General features: G+C 74.1%; 4 protein-coding genes and 1 pseudogene. 3 read left to right on the top strand and 2 right to left on the bottom strand.

Annotated elements, in window-relative coordinates; translation table 11 throughout:
* Nucleotides 1-9: 9 nt before the first annotated feature.
* Nucleotides 10-9426: a beta-ketoacyl synthase N-terminal-like domain-containing protein gene (locus ACFU7Z_RS05440; protein WP_380776350.1), complete on the bottom strand. Its 9417-nt coding sequence runs from the start codon at nt 9424-9426 to the stop codon at nt 10-12.
* A gap of 457 nt (nt 9427-9883) precedes the next feature.
* On the opposite strand from ACFU7Z_RS05440, the pseudogene ACFU7Z_RS05435 reads away from it, so the two are divergent.
* Nucleotides 9884-11016 (top strand): annotated as a pseudogene (locus ACFU7Z_RS05435) (PLP-dependent aminotransferase family protein).
* Between the two features lie 176 nt (nt 11017-11192).
* Nucleotides 11193-11741 carry a signal peptidase II gene (gene lspA, locus ACFU7Z_RS05430; protein WP_234348152.1) on the top strand — a complete coding sequence of 183 codons (549 nt, stop codon included), beginning with the start codon at nt 11193-11195 and terminating at the stop codon, nt 11739-11741.
* 100 nt (nt 11742-11841) lie between these two features.
* Here the strand turns inward: lspA and ACFU7Z_RS05425 are convergent, their stop codons facing one another.
* Complete coding sequence (locus ACFU7Z_RS05425) at nt 11842-12411, bottom strand: LuxR C-terminal-related transcriptional regulator (protein WP_380776347.1); 570 nt, start codon at nt 12409-12411, stop codon at nt 11842-11844.
* A gap of 95 nt (nt 12412-12506) precedes the next feature.
* On the opposite strand from ACFU7Z_RS05425, the gene ACFU7Z_RS05420 reads away from it, so the two are divergent.
* Nucleotides 12507-12791, top strand: a complete 285-nt coding sequence (locus ACFU7Z_RS05420) for a hypothetical protein (RefSeq protein ID WP_049649003.1) — start codon at nt 12507-12509, stop codon at nt 12789-12791.
* Nucleotides 12792-12794 lie beyond the last annotated feature (3 nt).

Here is a 12794-nt window from a genome sequence, read left to right as displayed (position 1 = left end):
TCCCTTACCTCAGCGCGACAGTTCGTTGTCGAGCGCGTCGAAGAGTTCGTCGTCGGTCACGTGGTCGAGGTCGTCGGCGGATTCGGCGGGTTCGTCCTGCTCCCGCTGCCAGGCGCGAAGGATCTGCGTCAGTCGGGTGGTGACCCTGGTGCGGTCCTCGCGCTCGCCGGCGAAGAGCTTCAACGCCTCCTCCATCCGGTCGGCGTCGGCGAGGATGCGCGAGACCGGGTCCGGTTGCCCGGGTTCGAGGGCCGCCAGGAGGTGGGCGGCCAGTTCGTCCGGTGTGGGCTGGTCGAACAGCACGTTGACGGGGAGCCTGAGCCCGGTGGCCGCGTTGAGCCGGTTGCGCAGTTCGACGAGGGTGAGGGAGTCGAGGCCGAGCCCCCGGAACTCCGCGCCGGTGTCGATGGCTCCGGGCCCCGAGTGGCCGAGGACGTCGGCGATCTCCTGGCACAGGAGCTCCGTCACGACGTCGAGGCCGCGCCCTCCGGCCGCCCCCGCGATCCGGTCGGTCCAGGTGGAGGCGCCCGCCGTCCTCGGTGTCGCGGCCGGGGCCGCCGTACGCCGGGCCGGGGCGGAGACGAGGCCGCGCAGCAGCGGTGGCAGGTCGGCCACGGCGGCCCTCGCGTGCAGTCGCGCCGGGTCGAGCACCAGCGGTGCCACGGCCGGCTCGCTTCCCTGCCGCGCCTCGTCGAACAGCGCCATGCCCTGTTCGGAGGGGATCTTTCCGATGCCGTACCGCTCGAAGCGCTGGAAGGCCGTGTCATCGAGGCCGGCGGTCATGCCGGACTCCTGCTCCCACAACCCCCACGCCAGCGAGAGGCCCGGCAGCCCCCGGGCCGACCGTTCCTGCGCCAGCGCATCCAGGAACGTGTTCGCCGCCGCGTAGTTCGCCTGACCCGCGGTGCCCACCAGGCCCGACACCGAGGAGTACAGCACGAAGGCCGCCAGCCCGGGGCACCGCTCCCGCGTCACCTCGTGCAACGCCCACGCGCCGTCCACCTTCGACCGCAGCACCTCCCCCAGCGCCTCCGCACCCAGCGACACCAGCACCCCGTCACGCAGCACACCCGCCACGTGGAACACACCCGTCAGCGGCCGCTCGGCCACCACCTCGTCGACCAGCACCCCCAGTGCCGTACGGTCGGCCGCGTCACAAGCCCGCACCACCACACTGCGCGCACCCAACTCCAACAGCTCGTCCCGCAGTGTCGCCGCCCCGGGCGCCTCCACACCCCGACGACTCACCAGCACCAGGTGCCGCACCCCGCACGCCACCACCAGATGACGCGCCAGCAACGCCCCCAGCACCCCCGTACCACCGACCACCAGCACCGCCCCCTCCGGATCCAACGACGCCGGAAGGGTGAGCACGTTCTTGCCGGTGTGGCGGCCCTGGCTGATGTGGCGGAAGGCCTCCCTGCCCCGGCGGACGTCCCGGACGGTGAGCGGGAGGTGGGTGAGCGCGCCGGCCTCGAAGAGGCGCACGAGCTCGGTGAGCATCTCCTGGATGCGGTCCGCGTCGACCACCATGAGGTCGAACGCCTGGTAGGAGACGTCGGGGAGGGACGCGGGGTCCCTGACGTCGGTCTTGCCCATCTCCAGGAACCGGCCGCCGGGGCGCAGCAGGCGCAGCGAGGCGTCCACGTACTCGTGGGCCAGCGCGTTGAGGACGACGTCGAAGCCGCCGTCCTCGCCGAGCACCCGGCGGAAGCCCTGCTCGAAGAGGAGGTCCCGGGACGAGGCGATGCGCTCGTCCGGCAGGCCCATCGAGCGCAGCGTGTCCCACTTGCCGGGGCTCGCGGTGCCGAAGACCCGCGCGCCGAGGTGGTGGGCGAGCTGGACCGCGGCCATGCCGACGCCGCCCGCCGCCGCGTGGACCAGCAGCGACTGGCCCGGGGCCAGGGCGGCCAGGTCGGTCAGCGCGTAGTAGGCGGTCAGGAAGACGACGGGAACGGCCGCCGCCTGGGCGAAGGTCCAGCCGTCCGGAACGGTGACGAGCATCCTGCTGTCGGTGGCCACCACCGGTCCGAACGCGCCGGGCAGCAGGCCCATGACCCGGTCGCCGGGCGCGAACCCGGTGACCCCGGGGCCGACCTCGGTGACCACGCCCGCCCCCTCGATGCCGAGCGGGCCCGCGTCGCCGGGGTAGAGCCCCAGGGCGTTCAGCGCGTCACGGAAGTTGAGGCCCGCGGCGCGGACGGCGACGCGCACCTCGCCCGGCAGCAGGGGGGCGAGCGCCTCGGGGCGGGGCCGGAGGGACAGCGCGTCGAGGGAGCCGCTGGCGCCCGGTTCCATCCGCCAGGCCGGCGCGCCCTCCGGGGGTGCGAGCAGCTCACGGGGTGTCTGCCGGGCCAGCCGGGCGGCCTTCAAGGTGCCGTTGCGCAGGGCCAGTTGGGGCTCTCCGGTGGCGAGCGCGGCGGCCACCAGCCCGGGGGTCGGGTCGGCGTCGGCGTCGAGCAGGACGAAGCGGCCCGGGTGTTCGGTCTGGGCGGTGCGCAGCAGGCCCCACAGCACGGATGCGGCGAGGTCCGCCACGCCTTCGGCCGCTTCGACGGCCACCGCGTTCCGGGTGAGGAGAACCAGGGGCGCGGAGGTCCGGTGCTCCTCGGCCAGCCAGCTCTTCAGCAGGCCCAGGACCTCCCGGGCGGCGTCATGGGCCGCGGACGGCACCGCGTGCTCCGGCGCGCTCGCCGTCCACGGGAGGACGGCCACCTCCAGGTCCTCGACCGCACCGGCCAGCGTGGTGAGGTCGGCGTGGCGGGTCACGCCCGGCAGGTCCGGGCCGCACGTGCCGAGGACGATCCAGCAATCCGTCGGCAGGTCCGGGGCGGGACCGGCCGGAGCGGTGGCGGCGGCCGGGTCCGGCACGGGCACCCACTCCACGGCGAACAGCGGCGTACGGCCCCCGCCCGCCGCCGAGTAGGGGCGCAGGGTCAGCGCTTCGACGGTGGCGACCGGCGCCCCGGCGGCGTCGCAGACGGCCAGGGCCACGGTGTCGGTGCCGGTGGGCGTCAGCCGTACCCGCAGCGCGGTGGCACCGGTGGCGTGCAGTTCGGCACCGGACCAGGCGAACGGCAGCCGGAGCCCGGCCGCCTGGTCGCCCTCCAGGACGAGCAGGTGCAGCGCCGCGTCCAGCACGGCCGGGTGCACTCCGAAACCGGAGGGCTCCACGCCGGCCGGGAGCCCGACCTCCGCGTACAGCACGTCGCCGTCGCGCCAGGCGGCGCGCAGGCCCTGGAAGGTCGGCCCGTAGTCGTAACCGCGGGCGGCCAGGGCCTGGTACGCGTCGGCCACGTCGAGGGGGGTCGCGTCCTTCGGCGGCCAGTCCGTCAGCGCGCTCCCGGTGCCTTCGGCCCCGGCGGCCAGCACGCCGGTGGCGTGGCGCCGCCAGGTGTCGCCGGAGCGCGAGAACACGGCCAGTGACCAGCGCCCCTCCTCCTCGGGGTCCAGCACCACGCGCAGGTCGGTCGGAGCGTCGGGGTGGAGGGACAGCGGGGCTTCCAGGGTGAGTTCGTCCAGCCGCCGGCAGCCGGCCCGGGCGCCCGCCGCGAGGGCGACGTCGAGCAGCGCCACACCGGGCAGCAGCACCTCCTCGCCGATGACGTGGTCCTCCGTCCAGGGGTGGGTCGTGGGCGACAGGCGGCCGGTGAACACCCAGCCCCTCCCGTCGGGCCGCTCGACCGCCGCGCCCAGCAGCGGGTGCCCCACCGTCTCCAGACCCGCCGAGGCCACGTCCGCGACGGCGGTGTCCTGCGTCAGCCAGTAGGACCGGTGCTGGAAGGCGTACGTCGGCAGCTCCACCGGCCGCGCGCCCGGGAAGAGCGGGGACCAGTCGGGCAGGTGGCCGACGAACGCGGCCTGGGCGACCGCGGTGAGCAGGGAGCCGCTCTCCGGGCGCCGGGCCCGCAGCAGCGGCAGGGTGACCGCGTCGGTCCCGGCCGGCAGGCAGTCCGGGACCAGACCGGTCAGGACACCGTCGGGGCCGAGTTCGAGGTAGGTCCCCACGCCGAGCCCGGCGAGGTGCTCGACCCCGTCGCCGAACCGGACGGCGCGGCGGATGTGGGACACCCAGTAGTCAGGGGAGCAGAGCTGCTCGGCGGTGGCCTCCCGCCCGGTCACGTTGGACACGACGGAGAGGACGGGGGCGCGGAAGGTCAGGCCTTCGAGGACGGTGCGGAACTCCTCCAGCGCGCTGTCCATGTGGGGAGAGTGGAAGGCGTGGCTGACCCGCAGCCGCCTGGTCCGGCGCCCCAGCGCCGCGAAGTGGTCCGCGACCTCGGTGGCGACCGCGGCATCACCCGAGACCACCACGGACCGCGGGCCGTTGACGGCGGCGATCCCCGCCAGGTCCTCGCGCTCTCCGAGGACCGTCAGGACCTCCTGCTCGGTGGCCTCCACGGCGATCATGGCGCCGTCGCCGCGGGCGGCCTGCATCAGCCGTCCCCGCGTCGCCACCATGAGCGCGGCGTCCGGCAGGTCGAGCACGCCCGCGACATGGGCGGCGGCCACCTCGCCGACCGAGTGTCCGAGCAGGTGGTCGGGCCTGATGCCGTAGTGCTCCAGGAGCCTGAACTGCGCGGTCTCCAGGGCGAACAGGGCCGACTGGGCGTACAGGGTGCGGTCCAGGAGCTCGGCGTCCGTACCGAAGACGACGTCCTTCAGGGGGACGGGCAGGTGCGCGTCCAACTGCGCGCACGCCTCGTCGAACGCCTTCGCGAAGACGGGGAAGTCCTGGTACAGGCTGCGGCCCATGCCGAGGCGTTGCGCGCCCTGGCCGGTGAAGAGCAGCGCGAGCCTGTTCGAGCCATCGGGGAGCGTGGTGGAGGGCGTGACGGTGACGTTGTCCGCCGTGCCGCCCTCGGCAAGGGTCCGCAATCCGGCGAGCAGTTCCTCCCGGTCGGCGCCCGTCACGACGGCACGCTGCTCGAACAGCGAGCGCTGCGCGACCAGCGACCACCCGGCATCGCCTGCCCCGACCTCCGGGTGCTCCGTCAGGTGCTCCGCCAGCCGGCCCGCCTGCGCCCGCAACGCCTCCACCGACCGGCCGGACACCACCCACGGCACCACATCATCAACAGGGCACCCAGCTGCGGTGGTTGGCTCTTCGGCGACCCCTTCCACGATCACATGCGCGTTCGTCCCACTGATCCCGAACGACGACACACCCGCCCGCCGCGGCCGGTCCAGCACGGGCCACTCCCGAGCCTCGGCCAGCAGCTCCACCCCGCCCGAGGACCAGTCCACATGCGACGACGGCACCTCCGCGTGCAACGTCCGCGGCAACACCCCGTGCCGCATCGCCAGCACCATCTTCATCACACCCGCCACACCCGCCGCGGCCTGCGTATGACCGATGTTCGACTTCACCGACCCCAGCCACAACGGCACTTCACGCCCCGCCCCATAGGCGGACAGCAAGGCCTGCGCCTCGATCGGATCGCCCAACCGCGTGCCCGTCCCGTGCGCCTCCACCGCGTCGACGTCACCCGCCGCCAACCCGGCATCCTCCAAGGCCCCGCGCACCACCCGCACCTGCGCCCGACCGCTCGGCGCCGTCAACCCGTTCGACGCACCGTCCTGGTTCACCGCCGAACCCCGCACCACCCCCAACACCCGGCGCCCAGCCCGCCGCGCGTCCGACAACCGCTCCAGCACCAGCACGCCGCAACCCTCACCAAACCCCGTCCCCTCGGCCCCCTCACCGAACGCCCGGCACCGGCCGTCCGGGGACAGACCCCGGTGCCGGGCGAACTCGATGAGGGTGGCCGGGGCCGCCATGACGGTGACGCCGCCGGCCAGGGCCATCGAGCACTCGCCCCGCCGCAGCGACTGCACCGCCAGGTGCAGCGCCACCAGCGACGACGAGCACGCCGTGTCCACCGACAGGGCCGGGCCCTCCAGCCCCAGCACATAGGACACCCGGCCGGACGCGACACTGCTCTCGTTGCCGGTCAGGACGTGCCCTTCGAACTCCACCGGGACCCGGGCGGGGGCGGGCCGGTAGCCGCTGGTCATCACTCCGGTGAAGACGCCGGTCGCACTGCCCTTCAGGGTGTCGGGACGGATCCCCGCCCGCTCCAACGCCTCCCACGACACCTCCAGCAGCAGCCGCTGCTGCGGGTCCATCGCCTCCGCCTCGCGCGGCGGAACGCCGAAGAACCCCGCGTCGAACAGGTCCGCGTCGTGCAGGAACCCGCCGCCGCGCGTGTACGTCCGCCCGCCTTCCCCCGCGTCGGGATCGGGGTCGTAGAGGTGCTCCAGGTCCCACCCCCGCCCCTCCGGGAGGCCGGAGATCGCGTCGCGCCCCTCCGACACCAGCCGCCACAGGTCCTCCGGCGACCGCACCCCGCCCGGGTAGCGGCACCCCATCCCCACGATCGCGATCGGCTCGTCGTCGTGGGGGGCGCGGAGGGGTGCGGTGCCGGTGTCGGTGCGTTCGCCCGCGAGTTCCGTGCGCAGCCACTCCGCCAGGAGGGCGGGTGTGGGGTGGTCGAAGATCAGGGTGGGCGGGAGGGGGACGCCGGTGGCGGCGGTCAGCCGTTCCAGGAGGTTGACGGCGTCCAGCGAGTTGAAGCCGAGGTCCTTGAAGCGGCGGGAGGTGTCGACCAGCCCGGGCTCCGGGTGGCCGAGCACGGCCGCGGCGTGTTCCCGTACGAGGCCCGTCAGTTCGCCGTGGCCGGGCCGCGACGGCCCGGGTGCGGGGGCCCCGGTCTCCGCTCCGAACGGCTCACGCCGGTCCGCCACCGCGGGCCCACGCCGGTCCGCCACCACGGTCTCGCGCCGGTCCTCGCCGTCGAGCCAGTACGACTGCCGCTGGAACGGGTAGGTGGGCAGCCGGAGCCGACGCCCGGTGCCCGTCCGGAGCGCGGGCTGCCAGTCGACCCACGCACCGCGCACGTGGAGCCGGGCGACGGAGTCCAGCAGACGGCGCGAACCGCCCTCGCCCCGCCGGAGCGTCCCGGTGACCGCCGCCGCGGCACCGACGGTCTGCTGGAGCGCGACGGTGAGCACGGGGTGCGGGCTGACCTCGACGAACGTCCGGTGCCCGGCCTCCAGCAGGTGCCGGGTGGCGGTCTCCATCCGGACCGGCCGGCGCAGGTTGCGGTACCAGTAGTCGGCGTCCAGCTCCGTGGTGTCGGTGATCTCACCGGTGACGGTGGAGCAGAACGGGATCCGCGACCGGCGCGGGGTGATCCCGGCGAGTTCCGTCAGCAGCGCGTCCCGCAGGACCTCCACGTCGCCGGAGTGCGAGGCGTAGTCGACCGGGATCGCGCGCACCCAGACGCCCTCGGCCTCGTACTCCGCCAGCAGCCGGTCGACGCTCCCGGGCGGACCGGAGACCACCGTGGACACCGGACCGTTGACCGCGGCGATCTCCACCCCGTCCCAGCCCCGTTCGAGCCGGTCGCGGACCTGCGCCACGGGCAGGGAGACGGTGGCCATGGCGCCGGTGCCCGCCAGCCGGCCGAGCGCGCGGCTGCGCAGCGCCACGATCCTCGCGCCGTCCTCGACGCTGAGGGCGCCCGCGACGCACGCGGCGGCGATCTCGCCCTGCGAGTGCCCCACCACCGCGTCGGGACGCACCCCGAAGGAGCCCCACACCTCGGTCAGCGCGAGCATCATGGCCCACAGCACGGGCTGGACGACGTCGACCCGTTCCAGGGGCGGGGCGTCGGGCGTCCCGCGCAGGACGTCGAGCAGCGACCAGTCGACGTGCGGCCGCAGCGCCCGGTCGCACTGCTCCATCCGCTCCCGGAAGACGGCCGAGGTGTCGAGCAACTCCCTTGCCATGCCGTCCCATTGGGAGCCCTGGCCCGGGTAGACGAAGGTGACCTCGCCGTCCTCGGCGACGCTGCCCCGGACCAGTGCCGGGTCGACTCCGCCGGGCTCGGCGGCGGCGGTCAGGGCCCGGAGGAACTCCTCGCGGTCGGCCGCGACGACGACCGCGCGGTGCTCCCGGGTCGCGCGCGTGGTGGCCAACGCGAGGGCCACGTCGGCGGGTTCGGCGTCGGTCTCCTCGGCCACGTACGACCGGAGGCGGTCGGCCTGGGCCCGCAGCGCCTCCGCTGTGGCACCGGACAGGACCCACGGCACCACGCCGGAACCGCCGTCCGCCGGCGCCCGGGTGTCCACGGCGGGGGCGGGCGGCTGGGACAGCACGACATGGCAGTTGGTCCCGCCGAGACCGAAGGAGCTGACGCCCGCGAGGCGGGTGCCGTCCGCCCCGGTCCACGGCAGGCGGTCCGTCACCATGCGCAGCCGCAGGGCGTCCATGTCGATCAGCGGGTTGGGGGTACGGAAGCCGAGGCTCGGCGGCAGCGTCGCGTGCTGGAGCGACAGTGCCACCTTGACCAGGCCGACCACGCCCGCCGCGGCCTCCAGGTGGCCGACGTTCGTCTTCACCGAGCCGACGTGCAGGGGGCTTTGGCCGGCCGTCCGGGCCGCGCCGAACACGGCGCCCAGCGCGGCGGCCTCGACCGGGTCGCCGACCCTGGTGCCCGTCCCGTGCAGTTCGACGTACTGGACGTGCGCGGGGTCGACACCGGCCCTCGCGCAGGCCCGCCGCAGCACCTCTTCCTGCCCGGCCCGGGCCGGCACCGTCAGTCCCTCTCCGCCGCCGTCGTTGTTCAGGGCGCTGCCGAGCAGGACGCCGTACACCGGGTCCCCGTCGGCGAGGGCCCGGCTCAGGGGCTTGAGCACCACCATCGCCCCGCCCTCGCCGCGGACGTAGCCGTTCGCCCGCTCGTCGAAGGTGAAGCAGCGGCCGTCGGGCGAGAGCGCGCCGAGCCCGGCCATCGCGTGCGCCGTGTCGGGCAGCAGGTTGAGGTGCACCCCGCCCGCCACGGCGAGCGCGGAGTCGCCGCGCCGCAGGCTCTCGCAGGCCAGGTGGACGGCGGCCAGCGACGACGCCTGGCCGGCGTCGACGGTGAGGCTGGGGCCGTGCAGGCCGAGGGCGTACGAGACGCGGTTGGCCGTCATGCCGCGCTGGGTGCCGGCGACGGTGTGCGGGGTCCGGGCGGCCGGCCCTCGCCGGTCGAGCAGGAGGCCGTAGTCGCCGGACGCCACACCGAGGAAGACGGCGGTGTCCTGGGAGCGCCAGGTCTCCGGGCGGATTCCCGCGTCCTCGAAGGCCTCCCAGCTCAGTTCCAGGGCCAGGCGCTGCTGCGGATCCATCGCGGCGGCCTCGCGCGGGCCGATCCCGAAGAATCCCGCGTCGAACCGGTCCACGTCCTCCAGGAACGCCCCCCACCGCAGGGCGGACGGCTCGTCGTCCCCGGTTCCCCCGGGACCGCCCCGGCGGTCGTCGGGAGTTTCGGTGACGGCGCTGCGGCCGTCCCGCAGGAGGTCCCACAACTGCCGGGGTCCGGCAGCCCCCGGAAGGCGGCAGGAGATTCCGACCAACGCGATGGGTTCCTCCGGCACCGACCGATTTCCCGCGGAATTCACGGAGGCCTCGGAATGCCCATGGCGGAGATCAGACATGACGCCCCCTGTTATCACTTCGAACCGACCGACGGCATGACGGAACGCATCCCGGAGAACCAGGGAAAGGAAAGAGAGATTCGGAATTCCCCGTCAGAACACTGTGGAACACGGCACACGGCCCCCAGAGACTGACATACGCACCGCACCGCCCGACAAGCCCGTTCGACGGCCGACCACGCGTTTTCGGCCCATCTGGCGGAAGACCGCAGGTCAACGTCCGCCCCGGTCCCACCTGGTGGTTTCCGGAAGATCACGGTCCGGCACGGCCGGTCGCGGAACCCGCCGTCACCACGGACGTCTGAGCGATCTCGGCAAGAAATCGACGGGACATGTTTGGGCACCCGTGGGACTCCCGCACCCGGGACACCGCCCCGATCGTCCGTATCCTGCGGGCATGACGAGCCCAGCCGCCGCCCCCGTTCCCGTCGCCCGCCACGCCGCCGCCCACGCCTCGTCCGTGCGGGAGATCCTCGAACTCACGGCGCGGCCGGAGGTGATCTCCTTCGCCGGCGGCCTGCCCGCCCCGGAGCTCTTCGACGTCGCCGGCCTGCGGGCCGCGTACGACCACGTGCTGGCCACGGCCCCGCACCGCGTCCTCCAGTACTCGACCACCGAGGGCGACCCGGCGCTGCGGGCGGCCGTCGCCGAGCGGCTGGGCTCCCGCGGCCTGCCCACTCGACGGCGCTGCTGGCCCCCGGTGACACCGTCCTCGTGGAGAACCCCACCTATCTGGCGGCCCTGCAGTGCTTCGCCTTCGCGGGAGCCCGCGTCGTCCCGGTCCCCTCCGACGAGGACGGCGTCGACCCGGTGGCGCTGGCCCGCCTCGTCGCCTCGGAGCGGCCCAGACTCCTCTACCTCGTCCCCAACTTCCAGAACCCGACCGGCCGTACGCTCCCCGTCGAGCGCCGCCGGGCCGTCGCGGAGGTCGCGGCCCGCCACGGCCTGTGGATCGTCGAGGACGACCCCTACGGCGAGTTGCGGTTCGACGGCGCTCCGCTGCCGTGGATCGCCTCGCTCGACGCCGCGGCCGACCGCACGGTGCTGCTCGGCAGCCTCTCCAAGACCATGTCCCCGGGCATGCGCCTCGGCTGGCTGCGCGCTCCGGCCGAACTGCGCCGCGCCTGTACGACGGTGAAGCAGACCACCGACCTGCACTCCTCCACCGTCGACCAGGCCGCCGCCGCCCGGTACCTCACCCATGCCGACCTCGACGCGCACCTGACGCGGGTCCGCGCCGCCTACCGGGAACGCCGTGACGCGCTGCTCGACGGCCTGCCCCAGGCGCTCCCCCACGGAAGCACCTGGAACCGGCCGGACGGCGGGATGTTCGTGTGGGTGCGCCTGCCGGACGGGCACGACGCCACCGCCCTGCTGCCCCGGGCCGCGGCCCACGACGTCGCCTACGTACCCGGCGCGCCGTTCTTCGCGGACCGGCCCGACCCGGCGACCCTGCGGCTGTCGTTCACCGGACACCCCGCCGAGGCGATCAGGGAGGGACTGACCCGCCTCGCCGGGATCTTCGGGTGACCATCGGGGCCCGCCGACACCCGGCGACGGCGGGGCCGGCGCCCGGCAACGGCGCGGGTATGCTCCCGTTCTGACGGTGCGCTCCCGTACTTGTGGACACTCGTGCGCAAGCCGCCGTCACCTACAATGCGGCCATGACTGGCTTACTACGCCTACGGGTTGCGCGAGGAGCTTCCTTGTCCGGTGACACGCCTCGACGACTGGGCACCATGACAGCCGTGGCAATCGCACTGCTGGCGTCGGATTTCATCACCAAACAGATAGCGCTGACACATTTCTCGGGGACCGATCCGACATCGACCCTCGGCGGGCTTCTGAAATTCACGCTGGTCTTCAATTCGGGCGGGGCGTTCTCCATCGGCGCGGGGGAGACCTGGTTCTTCACCACGGTGAAGATGCTGGTCATCGTCCTCATGCTGGTGGTGTCGCCCCGGATCCGCACCCCCCTCTGGGCGGTCTCCTTCGGGCTGGTCATCGCCGGTGCGGCCGGCAACCTCATCGACCGGCTGTTCCGGGACCCGTCCCCGTGGGAGGGACGCGTCGTGGACTGGATCCAACTGCCGCACTGGCCGGTCTTCAACCTCGCCGACTGCGGCGTGGTCTGCGGCAGCGCCCTGGTGATGTGGGCCTCGATGCGCGGCATCCGCCTGGACGGCACGCGCGCCACCGAGGAGCCGGCCGAGCCGGACGCGACGGAACGGACCGCCGAGGTGAAGAACCCATAGGGCAGCCGGCCGTCCGGACCGGGGAGAGCCGCCCGGCCGGCCCCGAACCCGCCTGCGGGGCCCCCGGGTCGTGCGCCGGGCCCCGCACGGGGCCCCTTCCTCACGCCGCGGCGTGGTCCCTGAGCAGTCCGTACCGCTCGGCCAGGACGGCGGCCTGGGTCCGGTTGCGGACGCCCAGTTTGGCGAGCAGCTCGCTGACGTAGTCCTTGACGGTCGCCGGGCGGAGGTACAGCCGCTCGGCGATGTCCGCGTTGGACAGACCCTCGCCCAGGCAGACCAGGAGTTCCCGCTCACGGGCGTTGAGCCGGGCCGGGACCTGCCGGTCGGGCGGCTCGGGAGCCACCGCCGGGGCGGCCGAACGGAGTTGCGGGAAGACCACGGTGCCGCCCGAGGTGAGCACCCGGACGGCGTCCAGCAGCAGGCCGCTCGGGGCGTTCCGCCGGAGGTAGCCGACCGCGCCGTGCTGCAGCGCCCGGTTCAGCAGGTCGCCGTCCTCCTCCGTGGCCAGCATGGCCACCCGGGGCGCCCGGGGCAGGTAGATCAGCGAGAGCAGGGTGTCGAGGGCCGCGTCGGCCTGGCGGCCGAGGTCGAGCAGGACCAGGTCGGGCTGGAGCGCGCGGGCCCGCTCGACCGCCCGGTCCACCGGACAGTCCGCCACCACCGTCAGCACGGGGTCGGATTCGATGATCAGGCGCAGTCCCGAAGCGACCGGTGGCTGCCGGATATTCCCAACCACTCCCTGAAAGTGGCGAGCTGGAGATTAACATGTCCGTTTTCTCGACCCCGAAGAAGCGCATCGCCGCCGCCGGCGCGGCCGTTGCCGGTCTGAGCGCCCCGCTCCTGCTGGCCGCCACCACCCCTGACGTGCTGACCGGCTACTTCGGTCTGGAGTACAAGAGCGCCGACCGCGTGCTGACCGCCATCGAGGCCGGCACCGACGTCGCCGCCGCCCTCTCGCTGTTCGGTGGCGTCACCGCCGCCGGCGGCGTGGCCATGTGGATGCTCAAGAAGGCGATCACCGCCGGCGGCCGCCGCGCCATCATCGCCTGACCC

Source organism: Kitasatospora sp. NPDC057518 (assembly GCF_042802075.1).
Classification (GTDB): Bacteria; Actinomycetota; Actinomycetes; order Streptomycetales; family Streptomycetaceae; genus Kitasatospora.
Note: the sequence above shows the minus strand (reverse complement) of the source record. Positions and strands in the feature narration are given on the sequence as shown.

Excerpts from the sequence above, each read along its gene's own strand:
- ACFU7Z_RS05420 (WP_049649003.1), top strand. The coding sequence starts at position 12,507 with ATGTCCGTTTTCTCGACCCCGAAGAAGCGCATCGCCGCCGCCGGCGCG.